This is a genomic window from Streptomyces sp. NPDC058308 (assembly GCF_042880275.1).
In the GTDB taxonomy this organism is placed as follows: domain Bacteria; phylum Actinomycetota; class Actinomycetes; order Streptomycetales; family Streptomycetaceae; genus Streptomyces.
In genome coordinates this window covers 172,387-191,467 of record NZ_JBHVZA010000009.1, presented here as the reverse complement: position 1 = coordinate 191,467, position 19,081 = coordinate 172,387, and the positions used below count along the sequence as shown (strand labels likewise).

22 protein-coding genes are annotated in these 19,081 nt (G+C 62.6%); 20 read left to right on the top strand and 2 right to left on the bottom strand.

The window, feature by feature from the left end:
• Window positions 1–10 precede the first annotated feature (10 nt).
• Window positions 11–478 (bottom strand): hypothetical protein, encoded by a 468-nt coding sequence (locus tag ACFVYL_RS15150; protein ID WP_389715704.1) that lies wholly within the window; start codon window positions 476–478, stop codon window positions 11–13.
• Between the two features lie 144 nt (window positions 479–622).
• Between ACFVYL_RS15150 and ACFVYL_RS15145 the strand changes: the two genes are divergently transcribed.
• The 7 genes from ACFVYL_RS15145 to ACFVYL_RS15115 all read left to right on the top strand — a co-directional run bounded on the left by ACFVYL_RS15145 (window position 623) and on the right by ACFVYL_RS15115 (window position 5,961).
• Window positions 623–2,047 carry a phage portal protein gene (locus ACFVYL_RS15145; RefSeq protein WP_389715702.1) on the top strand — a complete coding sequence of 475 codons (1,425 nt, stop codon included), beginning with the start codon at window positions 623–625 and terminating at the stop codon, window positions 2,045–2,047.
• Window positions 2,048–2,055: 8 nt separating this feature from the next.
• The gene (locus ACFVYL_RS15140) at window positions 2,056–3,027 is read left to right on the top strand and encodes a hypothetical protein (RefSeq protein ID WP_389715699.1); all 972 of its coding nucleotides are present in this window, start codon (window positions 2,056–2,058) and stop codon (window positions 3,025–3,027) included.
• An 8-nt stretch (window positions 3,028–3,035) separates the two neighbouring features.
• The gene (locus ACFVYL_RS15135; protein WP_389715697.1) at window positions 3,036–3,620 is read left to right on the top strand and encodes a hypothetical protein; all 585 of its coding nucleotides are present in this window, start codon (window positions 3,036–3,038) and stop codon (window positions 3,618–3,620) included.
• Between the two features lie 76 nt (window positions 3,621–3,696).
• Window positions 3,697–4,653 (top strand): major capsid protein, encoded by a 957-nt coding sequence (locus ACFVYL_RS15130; protein WP_389715695.1) that lies wholly within the window; start codon window positions 3,697–3,699, stop codon window positions 4,651–4,653.
• A 191-nt stretch (window positions 4,654–4,844) separates the two neighbouring features.
• Window positions 4,845–5,378, top strand: a complete 534-nt coding sequence (locus ACFVYL_RS15125; protein ID WP_389715693.1) for a hypothetical protein — start codon at window positions 4,845–4,847, stop codon at window positions 5,376–5,378.
• Entirely contained in the window at window positions 5,375–5,719 is a 345-nt protein-coding gene (locus ACFVYL_RS15120) for a hypothetical protein (protein WP_389715690.1), read from the top strand. Before ACFVYL_RS15125 ends, ACFVYL_RS15120 begins: the two co-directional genes overlap by 4 nt.
• Window positions 5,716–5,961, top strand: a complete 246-nt coding sequence (locus ACFVYL_RS15115; RefSeq protein WP_389715689.1) for a hypothetical protein — start codon at window positions 5,716–5,718, stop codon at window positions 5,959–5,961. Before ACFVYL_RS15120 ends, ACFVYL_RS15115 begins: the two co-directional genes overlap by 4 nt.
• Window positions 5,962–6,361: 400 nt before the next feature.
• Here ACFVYL_RS15115 and ACFVYL_RS15110 read toward each other — a convergent pair whose 3' ends face one another.
• Complete coding sequence (locus tag ACFVYL_RS15110; protein WP_389715687.1) at window positions 6,362–6,901, bottom strand: hypothetical protein; 540 nt, start codon at window positions 6,899–6,901, stop codon at window positions 6,362–6,364.
• A 32-nt stretch (window positions 6,902–6,933) separates the two neighbouring features.
• On the opposite strand from ACFVYL_RS15110, the gene ACFVYL_RS15105 reads away from it, so the two are divergent.
• From ACFVYL_RS15105 to ACFVYL_RS15045, 13 genes are all read left to right on the top strand, one after another.
• A complete protein-coding gene (locus tag ACFVYL_RS15105) occupies window positions 6,934–7,521 on the top strand; it encodes a hypothetical protein (RefSeq protein ID WP_389715684.1) in 588 nt (195 codons plus the stop codon).
• A gap of 41 nt (window positions 7,522–7,562) precedes the next feature.
• Entirely contained in the window at window positions 7,563–7,874 is a 312-nt protein-coding gene (locus ACFVYL_RS15100) for a hypothetical protein (protein ID WP_389715682.1), read from the top strand.
• Window positions 7,875–8,261: 387 nt separating this feature from the next.
• Entirely contained in the window at window positions 8,262–10,655 is a 2,394-nt protein-coding gene (locus ACFVYL_RS15095; RefSeq protein ID WP_389715679.1) for a phage tail tape measure protein, read from the top strand.
• A 1,573-nt stretch (window positions 10,656–12,228) separates the two neighbouring features.
• Window positions 12,229–13,704 carry a hypothetical protein gene (locus ACFVYL_RS15090; RefSeq protein ID WP_389715677.1) on the top strand — a complete coding sequence of 492 codons (1,476 nt, stop codon included), beginning with the start codon at window positions 12,229–12,231 and terminating at the stop codon, window positions 13,702–13,704.
• An 8-nt stretch (window positions 13,705–13,712) separates the two neighbouring features.
• On the top strand, window positions 13,713–13,886 hold the full coding sequence (locus tag ACFVYL_RS15085) for a hypothetical protein (protein WP_389715675.1): 174 nt from the start codon (window positions 13,713–13,715) through the stop codon (window positions 13,884–13,886).
• Window positions 13,879–14,136: a hypothetical protein gene (locus ACFVYL_RS15080; protein WP_389715673.1), complete on the top strand. Its 258-nt coding sequence runs from the start codon at window positions 13,879–13,881 to the stop codon at window positions 14,134–14,136. The genes ACFVYL_RS15085 and ACFVYL_RS15080 overlap by 8 nt, the downstream gene beginning before the upstream one ends.
• Window positions 14,137–14,242: 106 nt before the next feature.
• Window positions 14,243–14,944 (top strand): peptidoglycan-binding protein, encoded by a 702-nt coding sequence (locus ACFVYL_RS15075; RefSeq protein WP_389715671.1) that lies wholly within the window; start codon window positions 14,243–14,245, stop codon window positions 14,942–14,944.
• Window positions 14,945–15,036: 92 nt separating this feature from the next.
• On the top strand, window positions 15,037–15,276 hold the full coding sequence (locus ACFVYL_RS15070; RefSeq protein WP_389715669.1) for a hypothetical protein: 240 nt from the start codon (window positions 15,037–15,039) through the stop codon (window positions 15,274–15,276).
• A complete protein-coding gene (locus ACFVYL_RS15065) occupies window positions 15,273–15,854 on the top strand; it encodes a hypothetical protein (protein WP_389715668.1) in 582 nt (193 codons plus the stop codon). Before ACFVYL_RS15070 ends, ACFVYL_RS15065 begins: the two co-directional genes overlap by 4 nt.
• Before the next feature lie 146 nt (window positions 15,855–16,000).
• Window positions 16,001–16,834: a hypothetical protein gene (locus tag ACFVYL_RS15060; RefSeq protein ID WP_389715666.1), complete on the top strand. Its 834-nt coding sequence runs from the start codon at window positions 16,001–16,003 to the stop codon at window positions 16,832–16,834.
• 84 nt (window positions 16,835–16,918) lie between these two features.
• Window positions 16,919–17,614: a hypothetical protein gene (locus ACFVYL_RS15055; protein WP_389715663.1), complete on the top strand. Its 696-nt coding sequence runs from the start codon at window positions 16,919–16,921 to the stop codon at window positions 17,612–17,614.
• Window positions 17,615–17,687: 73 nt separating this feature from the next.
• Window positions 17,688–18,194, top strand: a complete 507-nt coding sequence (locus ACFVYL_RS15050; RefSeq protein WP_389715661.1) for a DNA cytosine methyltransferase — start codon at window positions 17,688–17,690, stop codon at window positions 18,192–18,194.
• Window positions 18,195–18,721: 527 nt separating this feature from the next.
• Window positions 18,722–19,006 (top strand): hypothetical protein, encoded by a 285-nt coding sequence (locus ACFVYL_RS15045; RefSeq protein ID WP_389715659.1) that lies wholly within the window; start codon window positions 18,722–18,724, stop codon window positions 19,004–19,006.
• The last annotated feature ends 75 nt before the right edge of the window (window positions 19,007–19,081 follow it).

Sequence of the window (19,081 nt, the reverse complement as noted above, 5' to 3'; positions counted from 1 at the left end):
ATTTCGGCGGTCACTGATCTATAGATAGATCGCGCCTCATCTCTAATCGCAGCGTGTGTAAATCTCTGTGGAAACTTTCTCTCTGGGCGTGATACTCGGCATCGCCGTATAAGGCTCCGCCTTCAATCGCGTCACGTAAATCACACATGGATCTGTATGCCCGATCGACATGAGGCAAAAGCTCCTTAGGGGCGACCAAATCCACTTTAATTCGGAGTGAATGCGTTGCCCACTGCGCGTGGGCATCGCGTGCCATTTGCGCCCGTTCAGGCATCGGCAATGATGAATCTCGGGCGGCTTCCCAGAGGCAGCGTCTTGTTTCCGACAATGCAGAGAGGAATTCTGCATAAACGTCCCGCCGCAACTCTTGCTGCCTATCCTGCATGTCGCGGCGCCAGCGCGCGCGATCAGCTAAAAGAGTCGAGGCGATGCCGATTGCGGCGCCTAAGACTGCGCTAGCCAGAGACATCCATTGCATCCGGCGAGCATACAGGCGTCGAAAGCTTGCGCCGCCTCTGTTTATAGAGAGCGAGGAGAAAATGCTCTGATGCACCCTCTGGAGCCACTTAAGTACCGCCAGGCACGTTAATAACGGGAGGTCGACAACCGCAATGGAGGATGCATGGCGGAAACACCGCTACAGATGACGGTCCGGCTCCGCGCCAAGATAGAGCGGCGGAAAGACGAAGCCCGTAAGTGGTCGAACGCCTACGAGGGAAACCGCCCCTTGCTGTTCGCGTCGCCAGAGTTCAACGCCCAAGCGGGAGAGTTGTTCAAGGATTTTTCCGATAACTGGTGCGCGACGGTCCCGGACGCCACGGTTGAACGGCTTATGCCGCTCGGCTTCCGGCTGGAAGACGGGACCATTGACCAGGCAGCCGGGAAGGCATGGCGCACGTCCGAATGTGACGTAGAGGTTGGTCTAGCCCTACTGGAAGCCCTGATTACCGGACGCTCTTACGCGCTGGTCTGGAAGCCCGATGGGGTCCGTACTGAAATCACGTTCGAGCACGCGGCTAACGCCATAGTCGAGTACGTCCCCGGTCGGCGTCGGCTCCGCTCTGCGGGGCTTAAGACGTGGCGTGACGGGGCGTGGGAGTTCGCAACGCTGTTCACCCCGGACATGGTGTACCGGTGGCAGCGAAAGGGCCGTAGCCACGAATGGACGGGCCGCACGGTGGGGTTGTCCCGCGGCGAGCCCTCGCACATCAAGAATCCGCTTGGGGCTGTCCCGCTGGTGGAACTCCCCAACCGGTCTCGGCTGCACGGCAAGCCCCGGTCCGAGCTGGTGACCGTGCTCCCGCTACAGGATGCGGTCAACACGTTGTGGGCCCACCTGATGACCGCAAGCGATTACCTGGCGCTTCCGGCTCGGGCGGTGCTCGGCATGGACCGGCCCGTTCGGGAAATCGTGGACCCCGAATCCGGGGAAGTGGTTGGCGAGGAGGACGAGCCCCTAGACCGGTTCCGCTCGGACCGTCTGCTGTGGCTGGAGAAGGACACGGCGCGAATAGCCGAGTTCTCCGCCGCTGATCTCGGGAACTATCTCCGGGTCATAGACGCTGCGGTCGAACACATCGCTTCCCAAACCCGCACCCCCGCAACGTACTTGACGGGGCAGCTCACGAATGTGAGTGCGGACGCTCTCGCCGCTTCGGAAGCCGGTCTAGTGGCCAAGGTGACCGAGCGGCAACGGCACTTCGGTGCGTCGCTCCGTGAAGTGATGCGGCTGGAAGCGTTGGCAGCCGGCGAGCCCAAGCGGGCGGATTCCCTCGCCCTCGGAACCGTCGTGTGGAGAGACCCGCAGTTCCGTTCCGACTCGCAGTATTCGGATGCCCTGGTCAAGCTCAAGTCCATTGGTGTCCCGGATGAAGCTCTGTGGGAGCGGATTCCCGGTGTCACCCCGGACGAGATTGCCCGTTGGAAGCGGATGCGCGACGACCAAGCCGCCGCCATTCTCGGCGGGAACATGGCGGGGCTGTTCGGCCCGAAGCCCGAGGACGACCAGGACGACGAGCCCGCGGACGAGCTGCCGGACGCCGCGTAGTGAGCCGCATGGGAGAGCTAGCGGCAGCTCGGTACGCCGAAACGCAGAGCATCACGCGGGGCGTGGTGGCAGCCGTTCAAGCCCTTTGGCGGGACGTGACTCCGGACCGGATTCTGTCCGCCATGCAAGGGGAGACAGGGCGGCAAGTCCTCGCCGCTGTTATGGCGGGGCAGCTCTCCGCCGCGCAGGGGGCACAGGCTTTCGTCACAGCGTCCATGTTCGCCCAAGGTGCGGCAGCCGGCCCGGTCGCCATGCTGAATCCGGGTGCCCTGGTGGGCATTGCGTCGGACGCTCGTCCGCTCGCAACTCTGCTGTACCTACCGGCGATTCGGACGGCGCAAGCCCTCGCGGCGGGACAGTCCGCGGAAGCGGCATCGCTCGCCGGGCTCAACCAAATGGCAACCATGGTGGGCACGCAGATTGCCGACACCGCGAGGGCGGCAACGTTCGTGTCCATGGCCGTCGAGCCCCGGTGTATTTCGTACGTGCGGGTGGTCAAGCTGCCCGCGTGCGCTCGCTGCATTCTGCTGAGTGGCCGTCAGTACAGCTACTCAACAGGCTTCAAACGGCATCCCCGCTGTGACTGCGGAATGGAGCCCATGACGGATGCCGAGTGGAAGCAGACGGGCACCCCGGAAGACTTGGTTCGGCAGATGAGCTCCGAGGAACAGCGGAAGCGACTCGGGTCCATGGGGGTCAAGGCTCTGGAAGCCGGGGCCGACTTGGGGCAGATCATCAACGCTCGCCGAGGAATGGAAACGGCCGTGACCGGACGGGGGCCGCTAAAGGTCACCACGGAAGGCACGACGAAACGCGGAATCGGGGGCAAGGCTCTCAACTCCGGGTTCGAGAAACAGCCCGGCAAGAAGTACGAGCGAGCCAAGGAAGCCCGGCTCATGCCGGAAACCATATTCAAACTCGCTGGTGAAAACCGCGAGCCCCAAATAGCCATGTTGAAGAAACACGGATACATCACATAGGGGGGCACATGCCAGAGAACCCGAACCCGAACGGTCCGGAGCCCAAGCTCGGCGAGGGTGGCGACCAGGGCGAGCCGAAGCCGACCGAACAGGGCACCAAGCCCGGCGACCAGGGCGAGCCGAAGCCGACTCCGGGCGACCAGGTCGGGGACGAGCTGTCCGCCGCAGTGAAGCGGGCCGAGACCGCCGAAGCGGAAGCCGCGCGGCTCCGCCGGTCCAACGCTGCACAGAAGCCGGGCGACCTTGACGCGCTCCGCGAGGAGATCCGGCAGGAGTTCACGGGGCAGCTCGTCCGTGCCGAACTCCGAGCGGCTGCCGCTGGTCGGCTCCGTGACCCCGCGGACGCGCTCGCCCTGGTGGACGCTGCCGGACTGGTAGGCGAGGGCGGGGACGTGGACGCTGCGAAGGTGTCCGCCGCGCTGGACCAGCTCGTCAAGGACAAGCCGTACTTGGCGCTTGCTGCGGACACCGCATCGACGAGCCCGGCCCCGTGGGGTGACGTGGGCTCCGGGCAGCGCGAGAGCGGCGAGCCGGACACCGAGCCCGCCACCCCGTTTGACCGACTCCGGGACGCGTACGGAACGTCCGGTTAACCACCGCCATACCACTTAACCGAGGGGCGCACACACCGTGTGACCCTTTTTTCATGCCCAAATGGAGGGTCAATTCATGCCGCTTTCTCTCGCCGAGTCTGCCAAGCTCAGCACAACCAACCTTCAGCGCGGCGTCATTGAAACTTTCGTGCAGGAATCCAGCATCCTGGACCGTATTCCGCTCATGCCAATTGAGGGCAACTCCTACAGCTACAACGAGGAGGCCACCCTTCCGGGCGTGGCTTTCCGTAGCGTCAATGAGGCGTACACCGAGAGCACCGGCACGGTAAACCCGAAGTCTGAATCCCTGGTGATTCTCGGCGGTGACGCTGACGTGGACCGTTTCATTGTCCAGACCCGCGGCAATCTCAATGATCAGCGTGCGATTCAGACCCGCATGAAGGTCAAGGCCGCTGCGTACAAGTTCCAGGACACATTTTTCAACGGTGACGTTGCGACGGACGCCAAGTCCTTTGACGGTCTGCGTAAGCGGCTCACTGGCGCGCAGGTGATTTCTGCGGGCACGAACGGCGCTCCCATCGTGGGCTCCGGTGCCACGGATTCGCACACGTTCTTTGACCTGCTGGACGGTCTCGTTGCCGCCGTGCCGGGCCTGAACAGCTCGAACGGTGCGATCTACGCCAACCGACAGGTGATCGCCAAGGTGCGTTCCGCGGCTCGCCGCATCGGTGGATTCGAGATGGTCAAGGAGGCGCTTACCGGAAAGCTGGTGGCCACCTACAACGGTATTCCGCTGCTTGACCCCGGCTCGACTGCCGCGGGTGCGGACATCCTTCCGCAGACCGAGACCGCCGGTACCGCAACGGACGCGTCCAGCATTTACGCCGTGCGCTTCGGTCAGACCGAGGACGACCAGGCTGTTACCGGTCTCACCAACGGTGGCGTCATGGTGGACGACCTCGGGCAGCTCGAAGTCAAGCCCGCTTACCGCACCCGCATTGAGTTCTACTGCGGGCTTGCGGTGTTCGGCGGTAAGGCCGCCGCTCGCCTTAACGGCGTCCTCGCCAAGTAGCCGAAAGGGGAACGGAATTGCCGCCGCGTAAGCGAGCCGCAGCGTCCGCCCCAAAGATTCCGCACACGGATACGTGCCCAACCCCGTCCCGGATTGAGAGATTTCCGGTTCTCGATGCGGGCGGGGTGGCACGGACCGTCACGCGGTGTCTGGCGTGCGCCGCTCAGACAGTCAAGTAGGAGGGGGCCGGAATGGAATTGCCCGCCCTCGCAACCGTGGACCAGCTCGGCGCGTGGATGCAGAGCGAGCCGGACGAGCTGCCCAAGTCGGCTGCCCTGGTGCTCGATGTGGCGTCCCGCATCGTGCGTGCCGAAGCACGGCAGAGCTTCACCAGGCGGACCAGCTCGGCACTGCTGTACCCGCATGAGGGGTGGGCGGTGCTGCCGCAACGACCGGTGGTCTCCGTTCAGACCGTCCACCAGAGCGGGCAGCTCGTTGACGCCGAGCGGTGGCAGCTCGTCCGGGACCGGCTTCGGCTCTCAGACGACCAGCCGGCGACCGTCACCTACACCCACGGGTATGCAGCCGTGCCCGGCGACGTGCTCGCCGTGGTGCTCACCCTCGCCGGTCGCGTGCTCTCGAACCCCGGAGACCTACGGCAAGAGTCCGTGGGTTCGGTGTCCGTGACCTACGCGGCCGAGACCATCGGCGCATCCCTCGCCCCCGCGGACCGGGACCTACTCGCCCGGTACCGCAAGCGCGTAAGTGTGGTGGGGCTCCGGTGAGCGTCCACTACACACAGACCGTCGTGACACTCCGGGCCCCGTTCCTGGTGGACCGGTACGGCAACACCACGTCCGTACGGGACTGGGAGAACGCCACCAGGACGACCATCCGGCGCGTTGCCGTCCAGCCGGACACGTCCAGCGAGGACACCGGAGACCGCCCCGTTGTGATCTCCGGGTGGCGACTGATCACCCGCCGCGGAGCCGATATCGACCTATCCCTCGGTGACCGCGTGGTTGCCCTCGGGCGGGTCCTGGACGTGGACGGAGATATTGCCCGTTGGACCCTCGCCGGCCGTCACCACCACACCGAAGCCCGGCTAAAGGAGGTGACCGGGTGAGGTTCCGCCCGAACCACAACGGCATCAACTCGTTCATGAAGACCCCCGAAGCGGGGGCCGAAGTGCAACGCATTGCCGAGGGCATCAAGGCTGCCTCGGAGTCGGACGGCGGAGAGTTCCGCACCGACTCGGCTCTAGGTGCCCGCCGTTGGCGTGCTGCCGTTATCGGCAATTACGAGAAACAGCGGGATGCGGAGGGCACTCGGCGGGCTTTGTTCCGCGGGCTGGACGGTGCCGATTGAGTCGCCCCGTCATCCTCATGCCGGACGCCGTGGCTGTGGTGACGGGCTATCTCCGGGAAGCCCTCGCGGCAACCGGCGAGCCCATCCCCGCGGTGTCCCGCATCCCCACGTCTCGACCCAAGCGGTTCATCCGCGTGGAACGGCTCGGGGGCACCAAACAGACCGTCGTATCGGACCGGGCCCGGTTGGATGTGCACGCATGGGCCGAGACCGAAGCCGCCGCATACGACTTGTGCGCACTAGTCCGTGGACTCCTCGGAGTGATGCCTGGAGTTCGCGGCGGGGTGACGGTCTACAGCGTGACGGAAGTCGGGGGCCCACAGTGGCTTCCCGACCCTGAGTCGTCACAGCCCCGCTATGCATTCGCTGCGGAAGTCCACGTGCGCGGCAAGTTGATGTCTTAACCGCCGTCTTCGTCCAATGCTACGAGTGCAGCTTTACGGAATGGAGGAATGCTGGCGCTCAGCCGGTCACGAGCCGTCCCGTACTCGCCCATGCGCTCGGAGAAAGCAACGACGTTCCGCCCCTCCTCCTCGGGAGTCTCCGCCACACGATTCCCGACCAATACCATGTATCGCGCCTTTCTCTTCATTTCGAGAGCGGCGCGTTGAACTTCGCTCCCCAGATCGACAACGTTCTGGGGACCTAGTAAGGCGATTTCCAACCAGGTTTCTTTAAGGCGGACTATAGCCGCTTCAAACGGCTCGTCGAACTCCGATTGGCCTGGATTACTGTACTTCGACAGCTCCATTATTTCGCTTGCCGCAGAGATCAATTCCTTATAGGCGTCATGTCTAGGCTGTCGCCGCTCCCTTCTATATTCGGCGCGCACTGCGATACGTGCACCCTCTCGCTGCCACCAGCCCGCAGCGAAAGCGGCTCCGATGGTCGCCACAGAACCTGCTAAAGCGCCACATACGGCCGCTATCCCAGCATCCATAGTTGATCACCTTACAGACTGAAGGGACACCCATGCCTCTAAACGCCAACGCTGTGCGCGTTGCGATCACCGGTGCCGCTTATGTGGCTCCGTCCAAGGCCACGTTGCCCACTGCCGCAACCGGCGATTGGGACAAGGCTTTTACTGACGTGGGCTGGATTTCGGACGACGGCATTACCGAGTCCAACTCTGCCGACACCACGGAAATCAAGGGCTGGCAGGGCGGGCAGACCGTCCGAAAGGTCATCAGCTCGTCCGAAATGACGTTTCAGTTCACGGCCATTGAGACCAATAAGACGGTTCTTGAGCTGTATCACAAGGGTTCTAAGGTGTCCACGACGTCCGGTAAGTCGGTGCTTGCCATCAAGGCTCCGGGGCCGGACCGTCGCACGTTCGGGTTCGATGTCATCGATGGCAACTCGCATATCCGGATTGTGATTCCGGACGGCGAAGTCACCGAGACCGGAGATATCACATACAAGGGCGACGAAGCCATTGCGTACGAACTGACGATTACCGCGTACCCCGGATCCGATGGCACGGTCGCCTACAAGTACAGCGATGACGCGGCATGGGCTTCCCCCTCGGGCGGTGGTGAGACTCCGCCCCCGACTGCGTAATAAGAAGAAACGATCCCTCATAGCCCGAGAGGTATAGCAGCATGAATACTCCTTTTAATCTTGACGCGTGGGTGAAGGAAGCCCGTCAGGAGCCCTTCCGTTTCACGCTCGCCGACAGTCCGTTCACGATGCCATCGGCTGGAGAACTGGACAAGAGGGTTCTAAAGAGCGTCAACGTCAGTGCGCCTACCCCAGAGGACATTGAATCTCTGCTTAAGGCAGGGTTGGGTGATCAGTGGGAGCGCTTTGACGAACTTCCGCTCCCCCTCGCAGCCCTCGGCGAGTTGTTCCGTCAGTGGCAGCAGCACGAGGGCGTTCCGGTGAGGGAATCCTTGGCCTCTTCCGACTCCTGAGCGAGCACGGGGAGGCCATAGAAAGCGACCTACAGCGTTACTACGGTTTGGATATCCGAGACCTGTACCGGCCCGGATCGGGGCTCACGTGGCGCCGATTGCGGGCCCTTGTCATGGGGCTTCCAGCGGAATCCGCAATGGGGCACTCAGTTGTCGGGGAGGACTCGGTTTGGACCCTGGAAACGCAACTACTCGCCGCAGTACATGACCGTCTTAGTGAAGCGAATTGGCAGCGCGGAAACGCGGGGGCTAAGACGCCGAGTCGTCGCCCCCAACCGATCCCTCGCCCTGGACTGAGAACAGGCAAGATCGGCCACACGGACCAGAGTCCGCAGAATATTGCGGCCTATCTCTCCCGCTTCCAGCCGACGCGCGAGGGGGTGCCCGATGGCCGTTGAGGTTGGCATGGGCTACGTGTCCATCGTGCCCGAAGTGCAGGGATTCGCCTCTGAACTTCAACGACAGGTCACCGGTCCCTCTCAGGGGGCAGGAAATGATGCGGGTTCGGCAGCCGGCGAGGGCTTCAAATCCAAGATGGGCGGAGTCCTTAAAGGCGGACTTGCGGCTATCGGCGTCGCGGCTGGTGCAGTGCTGGTCAAGGGCTTTCAGAACGCCCTAGACCAGCAAGCCATTGACGGCAAGATTCAGGCTCAGCTCGGTTCGACGCCAGCTGAGGCTAAGCGGTACGGCGAGGCCGCGGGGCAGCTCTACGCGCACGGGATCACGGATTCGGTAGAGGAAGCCGCGGGCGCGATCACGGGCGTTATGCGCTCGGGCATCATGCCACCCGAGGCCACAAATGCACAGATCGAGGAGATAACCGGGAAGGTTACTGACCTTTCTAAAACGTTCGAACTCGATCTAGGTCAGACTGCAAATGCCGTCGGCCAGATGCTCAAAACTGGTCTTGCGAAAGACGGTAATGAAGCGCTCGACCTGCTGACCGTAGGAATGCAAAAGATGGGCCCGCGCGCAGACGATATGGCGGACACCATCAATGAGTACTCCACGAAGTTCCGTGATCTCGGCCTTAGTGGCGCGGAAGCCATGGGGCTTATGGCTCAAGGAATGTCCGCGGGTGCCCGTGACACGGACACCATGGCCGACGCGCTCAAGGAATTTCAGATCCGGGCAGCCGACGGATCTAAATCCAGTACTGAGGCGTACCAGGCAATCGGTCTAAACGCCGAAAAGATGACACGCAAAGTCGCCGCGGGAGGCGCGGGAGCCCGCGAGGGTCTGCAACAAGTCCTTGACGGCATCAAGGCCATTAAGAACCCTGCCGAGCAAAACGCGGTAGCCGTTGGGCTTTTCGGAACTAAAGCCGAGGATCTTGGTAAGTCGCTTCTCGCGATGGACCCAAAGACTGCTGTTAAAGCACTCGGGGACACATCCGCCGCCGCAACCAAGATGGGCGATGCGCTGCACAGCGGAGCAGGCGCCCGCATAGAGCAGTTCAAGCGCACAGCAGAGGTGGCGCTAACCAATTTCATCGGGAACAAAGTACTACCACCGATGACCTCTCTTGCATCCACAGCGCGTGACGTTCTGGGGCCAGCCCTCGGCACGGCCAGGGCTTCCGTTGGGGGTTTCGTCGGGTCTTTCTCCTCAGGAGCCGGCGGAAGCGCGGTAACCGCCTTCGGGCTGACACTCGCAGGACTCGGAAGTACTGCCCGGGACACGCTAGGGCCAAGTTTCTCGGCGCTCGGGCAGCAGTTCACTACGAGCTTGCTTCCTTCTTTGCAGGGTGTTTGGTCGGTCGTCTCGATGCAGCTGTTCCCCGCCTTTATGTCGCTTGCTTCGGCGGTATCCGGTGCTGTGGTTCCTGTGCTTACAACGCTGGCACTCATCTTTACTGGGACTGTGCTGCCAGCGGTGATGAGCATTTACACCGCTGTTTATGCGAACGTGCAGCCGATCCTTTCAGCGCTGGCGGAGTTCATAACAACGCGGGTAGCTCCCGCCGTACGTTCGATCGGCACCCGACTGCAAGAGGTGGCGCAAAAGTCGCAACCCTTGATCTCTGCGGTGTCAACCGTGATCTCGTGGGTCGCTCGCCTTGCCGCTGAAATCCTCGGAGTCGCAATACCGGTGATCATCAGACTCGCCGGACCAGTCTTTTCCGCGCTGTTCTCAGCTATCGGTACCGCGATTGGCTGGATCGGCGACATTATCGGTTTCGCTGGAAAGCTCGCCACTGCTTTCGTCAAATCAGTGGGCGGAGTCGCCGAGTTCGGCCGTGAATCAAAGAAGAAGCTTGGAGACTTCGTAGGCTGGATGCGCGGCTTCCCCGGGCGCATCAAGAAGGGCCTAGGAGATTTTAAGGATCTGCTGGTCGATAAGGGTGCTGACCTTGCTCGGGGGATCTGGGACGGCATTAAGGGGATGGCCGGTTGGCTTAAGGGCAAGCTGATGGGGTGGGCCAAGTCTGCCATTCCCGGCCCGATTGCCGATGCCCTTGATATCAACAGTCCGTCCCGCGTTATGCGGGACAGGATTGGCCGTTGGATTCCTGCGGGCATTGTCGAGGGCATCGAGGACGGGCAACCCGAGCTTGATCAGCGGGTACGCGGCATCGTGGACCTACCAACGCGTATTCAGCGCAAGGTGACTGCTGTCGCGTACTACCAACCGAGATACAGCCTCGCTCGCTACGACGACTTCTGGGACTTTCTTACGGAAACGCGGAAGTTGAATGAGCGCGACATCGTACTGAGGGTGGGAAATGAAGAGTTGGCCCGGGTGGCTGCTCTCGGGCGACGACAACTAGACAGGAGGTGAACGAATTTGGGGATGTGGATTGGTCCCCCCGGGGGCCTGTATGAGATCCAGGACGGTGCAAGCAGGTTCGACCGTGCTCCTGATATCGGTACAGCAGAGTTCCGGGCTCTCAGCGGGGCTGTCACTACGTGGGTGGCCCCCGCGGTTCCCCGCCGTATGTCCCTGGCGTGGTCGGGGATGGAAGTCAGCGACGCGGAACGTATCGACCGTCTCGCGCGGCGGATCGACGGTCCCGGGCCCGTCGCAGTGCTTGACCCGCTCACTCGGAATCTGCTCGGGGGAACACAGTCCCTCGGGCAGGGTCCGGCATGGCAATGGTCGGTGTCCTCGGGCAGTCTGCTTGCCCCCGGCGGTCCTGCAACGGTGGTGAACACGAAGACGGATGCTGAGCTGTCGTGGACTCACCCCACGTGGGTGGGGTTCCCGGTGACAGCAGGCATGACGGTCTGGTGGTGGGCTCCCGCGTTCGCCGATGTGCCCGGTGCCACGATGCGGTTGTTGTGGCATTCAGCCACGGATGACCGCCGATGGGTGACATGGGGGGACGCCAGCAAGGGCCCCCTAGCTGGCGGAGTCCCCGCCGACATGGCGTATGTGACGCCCATGGTGGGGCTCGCCAACCCTGGAACCCATGTCATCGGCGCGTCCGTGCTCAGCTTGTATGAGCTGTCAAAAAGTGCTGTTCCGCCGCTCGGCGAGGGCTGTCCCGCTATGAGCATCACGGACTACAGCCACGCAGCAATGCCCGGTAACGGTGCCTACCGCGACGTGTCGTTGAGCTTGGTGGAGGTGGCAAGTGCGTCCGGGTAACCCTGCGCTGATCTCGGCACTCAAGTCGGGAGAACGGCAGCTCACTCAGACCGTGCGGCTCGGCGGTAAGGACATGTCCGAACAGGTGCAGTCCTGGACGTTGGAGCAGAGCTACGGCACCGATCTGCCCAGCGCCATGCGCGCTTATAGCGGCTCGTCGAGTGCGCAACTCTCCGTGGAGCTGTCCGGCACCAAGGGGGTGCCCGCACCTGCCTTGTATGGCCCATGGGCACCCCGGGCGACGGGGGATGTGGCGCGGCCTGGTCAGTCGGTGGTGCACAGGTGGGGCATCGGTGGCGAGAGTGTGGCCACGTTCCGCGGCAGTGTGCGGGCTCGCTCAGCACAGTCGGGCACGGATGCCGTGAGCGTCACTGCACTGGATGGCGCCGAGCGGTTGCGTCAGCCGGCTTCCCTACCCCGCCCGTCCGGGGGCATCGACAACGACACCCCATATGGGAGTGACACCAATTGGGTTGCCTCGCCCACCTGGTGTGTGGATCACCTCTTGCAGCGAGCCGGTATCCACTCATGCCCGCCACCCCGCAAAGAAGCTTTGCTCTATGCGAGCATGCACGGCGGAGCGGCTGCCAACATTGGGTTTCTCAAGTCGCTCTCAGGCGACTGGTCCAAGTGGACCAAAAAGAGTGCACCTTGGGAATGTGCAATTCAGGGAGAAGCTAACGGCAAGACTAGAGCGGAATACGCGCCTCAGGCTCGTGCTGTAAATCGTCATCACTCCGACGGGTTTCTGTACGAAGCTTGGGTGGACAGCACCGGAGTTACTAGCGGCGACCGCACCCTAGATTTTACGCTGTCGTGGGTTCGCGGCTCGGCTGCTCCCGTATACACCACCCTGCGCATCGATTTCTCTACCGCGTCACTCTCGTACGCGAGGGGCACCGATCCAGACCCGATGAAGAACAACTACGTCACGGAATCCGTCATGGACATGTACCAGTCCGGACGCTACTACTTCGCCATGTGGCTGGACTTTTCGCCGGTCGGAGTCGTTACCGCGCAAGCCATCATTGGCTTCCCTAACGGTGCCGAGAAGGTCGTCACCCTGACCACGGAAGGGACCGCTGTATCGCCCAGCGGCATGGGGAATATTATTCTCCGAGTCGGAGGGATGCGGGTTGAAGCCGTGCAGGTCTCGCAACTCCCCAAACGTCCTGCGGACCTGAAAGAGGCCACTCAATCCGGTCAGTGGAAAAGGGCTGCCAGCCTAGACGTACCCAACATACCTATGCGCGTGATCCCGGCTGTGACTGGAAGCGCATGGGAAGTAATCACGTCAATCGCTCGGGCCACCCTCTCAACCGCCGAGTTCGACGGGGACGGGATTTTTCATTGGCGTAACGGAAGCCGTTGGGCAACGGCCCCCGAAAAGCCCTCGTTGACGGTGACTTCCGCTCGTGAAATCTCGTCACTGACGATCACGGAAGAGATTGATGCTTGCCGGAACCATTGTTCAGTTAGATGGGCGAACTGGGTAAATGTTAAGGCAAACAAGGCAAGAACCAAGAAGACAGCTATAACCGGCCTCTCCATACCTCCGGGCGGCAGCTATGAGGTGTCGTGGATCATCGGAGGAGATGAGCTAGACACCTCCCCACCTTTCACGGCCGATGAATCTGCGCCGGACTGCATTCGGTTCGTCAACGCAGACACCGATACGGCCAACATGGTGTACGGGGCTGTGGAAGTTCGGATTACCCGCGAGGTCGACAGGCTTGTGCTGAATATGCACAACCGCGATGACGCGACCGTATGGCTGAGACCGCGGAACTTGGGGACACCCGGTGTTGTGCTGCTCACGCCGAGTGTGGACAGCGGAATAGGCCCCTCGGACCACTGGGCGGCGGCGTGGAATACGAATAGTCAAGAGATCTACGGCATGCAGGAGTATGAGCATGACCCCGGCGGGTGGGTACAGGATTCAAAATCTGCGGCTGCCGTTGCGTCGACCCTGAGAACTGCGGGCGCGTTCCCTTTCCCTCTGCTCGGGGATGTGGAAATTCTGCCAGACCCGCGAATACAGCTAGGGGATGTAGTGCGCGTGGTCGATTCGACCGGAGCGAGCCTCGACACCCTTGCATGGGTTATTGGTATTCGGACGTCGGGCACTGGGGGGAGCGTCCAGCAAACCCTGACGCTCCGGTCAACTTCATACAACGGAACGCCCATTGACGCAGGGCTGACCCCGGATCCGCCCGTTGACCCCTCTGTATCTCTATAGGAGCCGCCGTGACACAGGAGGAGATATCGGCACTGGCCGCTGAAATAGCCAAGCTACTACCTGGCTATCTTCTGTACCGGGACCCGCCGCAAGTAGCGGTGGGTTCGCCCGAATCAGAAATCGGCGACGGGGTGACCATCATTACCTCTGAAGAGATTGACCCGCAGGCTGCTGATGAATGACGACCACGATGATCGGCTAGGCGTTCGCATCGGAGCCCGAGAGATCTACGACGAGGTGGTAGGGCTCCGCGGAGACGTTCAGCGACTCGGGCAGCAAGGGGAAACCGTAGACGAGACACTAGAGGATCATGAGACCCGTATCCGCGGGCTGGAGAGCGAGCGTGGGAAATTCGCTCTTCCCGTGGCGCTGATCACCGCCGTGGCAACCGTGGTTGCAGCCGGGATAACCGTGGTCAAGGTCGCCGGGTAGTCCAGCCGGCTACCACACCAACACACAACACCAGCCCCGTACCGGGCTTACCGGGCGGGGCTTTTTCATGCCCAAATGAGGGGGATTAGTGGGAACAGTGGACGCCATGATTGCCGCCGCCACGGCGGACGTTGGCTATAAGGAGGGGCGCAACAACAAGACCAAGCACGGGTCTTGGTACGGGCTCGACTACAACCCGTGGTGCGACATGGCTATATCCATGTGGGCCGCGAAGAGCAACAACGCATCGGTGGTAGGGAAGTTTGCGTACTGCCCAAGTCACGTGAACTGGTTCCGTGCACGTGGACAGTGGGTCTCGAAGAACGCCACAGTTCGCCGCGGAGACATCGTGTTCTACTCCTGGGACGGGGGCCCGCTCGCCGATCACGTCGGCATCGTTACCGCGGACAGCCCGGCGGGTCACGACATCAAGACCATTGAGGGCAACACCAGCTCGGGCGCGTCGGGCTCACAGGGCAACGGGGACGGTTGTTACCGCCGCACCCGGACCCGCTCGCAGGTTCTCGGCTTCGGTCGCCCCGCGTACGACAAGCCGCGCGGCTATGCGCCGTTCCCCGGCGCTGCGTACTTCAAGTCCTCGCCCCGCTCGCCGCTCATCACGGCCATGGGCAGGCGTCTCGTCTCCCAGGGCTGTTCCGCCTACGCGGACGGTCCGGGGCCGCAGTGGACCGACGCAGACAAGCGCTCGTACGCCAAGTGGCAGCGCAAGCGGGGCTTTACCGGCTCGGCTGCCGATGGCTGGCCCGGCATGACCACATGGGACGCGCTCAAGGTTCCCGCGGTCTGACGACTCCCCGTGACCGGTGCCCCGCTCGGCGGGGACCAGCTCGGGAACGCAAATCCATTTCGTTCACGCACAGCAACTTTCAGGGGGGACCCATGACGTTCATCAAGACCCATCCGGCCCGGCTCTACGCCGTGGTCGTTGCCGCCCTCGCCCTGGTGGCGCACTACGTCCCCGAGCTGCCGAGCGCGCTCGTCCTCGGCCTGGTCGCCGCGGCGCTCGGTACCGGTGAGGCTGTCCAGCGAGCCGAGGATGCCAAGACCGCTACGGCCGGCGAGGGTGCCCTCCTCGATGAGCACCAGGACCAGGACCATGCCGACGGTGCCGCGGAGTGACCTACCGCCATGTAGCACTCATGGGGCGGGCGGGCTCCGGTAAGGACACCATCGGGGCCCGGCTCGTCTCGCGGTTCGTGTTCGCCCGTGTGGCGTTCGCGGACCCGCTGCGGGACATGGCGCTAGCCGCAGACCCCATCGTTGGTCACGAACCTGCGGGCTTCGGGCCTATCCCGCTGCGGCTGTCTGACGTGGTGCGCCGCGAGGGATGGGACACGGCGAAGAAGCGCATGGAAGTACGGCGCACCTTGCAGCGGCTCGGGCAGTCTGTCCGGGACCAGGACCAGCGGTATTGGCTGCGGGCAGCCCTCGCCAAAGTGGACGTTGCCGACCGGTGGACCCTCCCCGTGGTCATCACGGATTGCCGGTACGAGAACGAAGCCGAGGCGCTGCGGGCCCGGGGGTTCCTACTCGTCCGTGTGGAGCGTCCCGGCGACCACGGACCAGTCGGCGAGGACCAGCGTCAGCACACCAGCGAGACCGAGCTAGACGACTACCCGGCGGACGCCGCACTGACCAACGGCGGAACCCTCGCCGAGCTGCACGCGCTCGCGGACCGGCTCGCCGTTCGTCGCTGACACCAGCGCGCGGGGCATGACGGGATGACGACATGACCCCCCTTTTGATTTCTCTCTATTTTTTTAGACGCGTACCAAACAAGGGTCTAAAACGTCATCCCGTCATCCATCGCTGATCACACACCATCACGCATGAGGGGACACCTATGGCCGGAACCGTCCGGACAATCAAGCGCGGGGGCTCGCGCTTCTACATCAGCCCCGAGACTGCCGAGAAGGTTCCGGGGGTCACATCCATTGTCGGGATGCTTCCTAAGCCCTTCCTGACTTTCTGGGCCGCTCGCATGACCGCAGAAACGGCAGTCGAGAACCTAGACGCAGTGCGGGCAATCGCCGAGCGCGACCCCGCGGGGGCCGTGGACTTCCTGCGGAACAGCCACACCCGGTACACCAACCTACGGGCCAAGGTGGGCAGCGATGCTCACGACCTTTTTGAACGCATGATTCGGCTGGAAGAATTCGGACGAGTGCACCCGGACTTGGAGCCGTACCGGCTCGGGTTCGCCGAGTTCCTGCTAGCTGTCCGTCCCGAGCTGATTAGGGCCGAGGACGTGTGTTGGTCGGATGAGCACCAGTACGCGGGTTCCTTTGACGCGATCATTCGCGTTCGGCTCGGCGAGGATGGAAAGCCCGACCACGAAAATGGCGAGTGGCATACGCTGTTGGTGGACTGGAAGACCAGTAAGAGCGCGTATCCGGACGTGGCGCTTCAATTGTCCGCGTACGCCCATGCCGACCGGATCATTTCTCCGGACGGGACTTCCGAGCCCATGCCCAAGGTTGACGGGGCTGCCGTTCTCCACATCACCCCGGACGGATGGGTGTTCAAGCCCGTACGGATCGATGAAGAGATTTTCAATGTCTTTCTGACGCTGCGGCACGTATTCCAGTGGGACCGCGAGATTAGTAAGACCGTGTTCGGCAGCCCGATTGCTCAGAGCGTTCGTCGGCTCATCACCGGTACGCAGCGCCGGGGCTAGCAGCACAAGCACCACCAGAACCAGGACGAGCACACACAACGGCTCGTCCTTTTTTCATGCCCAAAACCAGGGGGGATTCACAGTATGGCTATTCGCATCTTCGAGACTGACCCGGACGCCAGGCCGAAGGGTACGTTTTCGGACGACACCGTCGGGCGGTTCCACTCCGGTCGTTCCGTCAACGGAGTTCCGGAAGCCCTCGCAGAGTGGAAGGTGACCACGGGGGACCCGGAGGTTGCCGCCGCTATTGCTCAGCTCATGGGCGGGCAGCCGAACGAGACCGATTCCACGTCCGAGAATTTCATTGAGGTTCTGACGGACGCCAAGCGAATCAAGGTCGTTCTTTCCGGCCCGGACGCGATCACCTCGGACATGAAGCTTTGGAACGGCAACGTCCTTATCCACCACTGCGATGGGGTGGAGTTCCTTTCTCCGGACCAGGACCGGGGTAAGGCGTGTGGTTGCCCGAGCCTTATGGAAGACCGTAAGGCGGCTGCCAAGACCAAGAGGGGTCCGGCCCCGAGCGTTTCGGTTCTGTTCCGGCTCGCCGAGGATTACGACCTTGGCATTTTCCGTTTTCAGACTGGCTCTTGGAAGCTCGCCGAGGTTCTGCACGAGATCGGCAACGCTCTGGACAAGGTGGAGGGGGAAGCGCTCGCCGACCTGTCTATTGAGCTGGTGGAGTACACCACCAAGAAGGGCCGGGACGTGTCGTATTTCAAGCCGGTCGTAAAGGTTCTCAAGAGCTGGAACGACGCCGTGGCCGAGCCGACTTACTAGTCGGCCGACGGGGCTCCGGGGGGCAGCTTCGGGGCCCCCGTTAAGGGGGAGCGCCACCATAGCAATTCTTGAGTTGTGCGCCGGATATGGGGGGATCGGTCGGGCCGTTGAGGCTCTGACCGGGGACAGGATCAGGTACGTGGCGGAGATCGATCCGTACGCGTCCCTGATCCTGGCCACCCGCTATCCGCACGCACCGAACATCGGAGACATTACCGAATTCGATTGGTCCACCCTCGCGGGGAAGGTGGACATTGTCACGGCAGGGTTTCCCTGTCAGGACATCAGCAATGCAGGGAAGCGGGCGGGGATTCATGGCGAGCGTTCGGGGATTTGGGAAAGCGTTCTCGGGGCCGTTCGCATTCTTCGACCACGGGTCGTTTTCTTGGAGAACGTATCCGCCATCCGAAACCGGGGCCTCGCGCACCTACTCGCGGGATTGGCCGCGAGCGGGTATGACGCGCGCTGGTGTTGCTTCCGCGCGTCCAATGTTGGAGCCCCCCACATGCGAGATCGGTGGTTCTGTATTGCCACCCCTTCTACCGACTCCGACAGCATCGGACAGCTCGCGCGGACCTGACTTCGCAAAGGCTGAAAGGGAAGGGGCGGGCGGGGATGATCTCGTTACCGCAGTGGCTCGGCTATTCAATAAGAATCGCGCCACCAAGCTGTTCAAAACCCCGACAGCAAATCTCGGGGGCAACGGAGCCCCACAGCATCCGGACAAGCGGCGTGCGGGCGGGCACGGACCGAATCTCGATGATGAGGTTTCGTTCTTGCTGCCCGTGGACCCGGGCGTTGCCGAGGAAACACCAGGGGCGTTCCACTCTCCGCCGGAATGGTGGGCGGAGTTCGCCCCCGCCGTGCACCGATGGGAAACCCTCATGGGCTCGCCGGCTCCGATCCCGGTGGAGTTCGGCCCTCGTGGTGGCCGTCGTCTTGCGTCCGTTTTCGCCGAGTGGCTTATGGGGCTGCCGCGGGGCTGGATCACGCACATTCCGGGGCTCAACCGTGCCAGGCAGCTAAAGGCAGCCGGTAACGGTGTTGTGTCGCAACAGGCGTTCACGGCATATCTGCACTTGCTGAATCACAAGGAGGAAAAGACAGATGGGTAAGCGGGGGGTCGTCACCGATTACAGCGGTGAGGAACTGTACCGGGGTGATCTGGTGGCCTATTCGGCTCGGCAGGGGAACCGGGTGCGTATGGCGGATGCCATCGTGGACAAGGTGACTACTCGGCTTGTTGACGGGCGTTTGCGCGCCATGCTGCGCGTCACACCGACCGGAGTTGAGTCCGGATTCACGAAGCGCCGTTCACTCCGCCGCGAGTGGATTTCCGCCGAACACGTCCGGCTCGTCATTCCGGGCGAAGCGAGCGAGCGCGACCAGTAAGCGCCGAACAGAGAGGGCTGACCGTACCCGTGTGGGTGTGGTCGGCCCTTTTGTATGGGGGGATCAATGAAACTC

What these genes read in the sequence shown, in the direction of transcription:
- ACFVYL_RS15055 (WP_389715663.1), top strand. Translation starts at nt 16,919, where the DNA reads ATGGCTATTCGCATCTTCGAGACTGACCCGGACGCCAGGCCGAAGGGT.
- ACFVYL_RS15135 (WP_389715697.1), top strand. Translation starts at nt 3,036, where the DNA reads ATGCCAGAGAACCCGAACCCGAACGGTCCGGAGCCCAAGCTCGGCGAG.
- ACFVYL_RS15060 (WP_389715666.1), top strand. Translation starts at nt 16,001, where the DNA reads ATGGCCGGAACCGTCCGGACAATCAAGCGCGGGGGCTCGCGCTTCTAC.
- ACFVYL_RS15145 (WP_389715702.1), top strand. Translation starts at nt 623, where the DNA reads ATGGCGGAAACACCGCTACAGATGACGGTCCGGCTCCGCGCCAAGATA.
- ACFVYL_RS15045 (WP_389715659.1), top strand. Translation starts at nt 18,722, where the DNA reads ATGGGTAAGCGGGGGGTCGTCACCGATTACAGCGGTGAGGAACTGTAC.
- ACFVYL_RS15095 (WP_389715679.1), top strand. Translation starts at nt 8,262, where the DNA reads ATGGCCGTTGAGGTTGGCATGGGCTACGTGTCCATCGTGCCCGAAGTG.
- ACFVYL_RS15150 (WP_389715704.1), bottom strand. Translation starts at nt 478, where the DNA reads ATGCAATGGATGTCTCTGGCTAGCGCAGTCTTAGGCGCCGCAATCGGC.
- ACFVYL_RS15070 (WP_389715669.1), top strand. Translation starts at nt 15,037, where the DNA reads ATGACGTTCATCAAGACCCATCCGGCCCGGCTCTACGCCGTGGTCGTT.
- ACFVYL_RS15105 (WP_389715684.1), top strand. Translation starts at nt 6,934, where the DNA reads ATGCCTCTAAACGCCAACGCTGTGCGCGTTGCGATCACCGGTGCCGCT.
- ACFVYL_RS15075 (WP_389715671.1), top strand. Translation starts at nt 14,243, where the DNA reads ATGATTGCCGCCGCCACGGCGGACGTTGGCTATAAGGAGGGGCGCAAC.
- ACFVYL_RS15125 (WP_389715693.1), top strand. Translation starts at nt 4,845, where the DNA reads ATGGAATTGCCCGCCCTCGCAACCGTGGACCAGCTCGGCGCGTGGATG.
- ACFVYL_RS15100 (WP_389715682.1), top strand. Translation starts at nt 7,563, where the DNA reads ATGAATACTCCTTTTAATCTTGACGCGTGGGTGAAGGAAGCCCGTCAG.
- ACFVYL_RS15140 (WP_389715699.1), top strand. Translation starts at nt 2,056, where the DNA reads ATGGGAGAGCTAGCGGCAGCTCGGTACGCCGAAACGCAGAGCATCACG.
- ACFVYL_RS15080 (WP_389715673.1), top strand. Translation starts at nt 13,879, where the DNA reads ATGAATGACGACCACGATGATCGGCTAGGCGTTCGCATCGGAGCCCGA.
- ACFVYL_RS15110 (WP_389715687.1), bottom strand. Translation starts at nt 6,901, where the DNA reads ATGGATGCTGGGATAGCGGCCGTATGTGGCGCTTTAGCAGGTTCTGTG.
- ACFVYL_RS15130 (WP_389715695.1), top strand. Translation starts at nt 3,697, where the DNA reads ATGCCGCTTTCTCTCGCCGAGTCTGCCAAGCTCAGCACAACCAACCTT.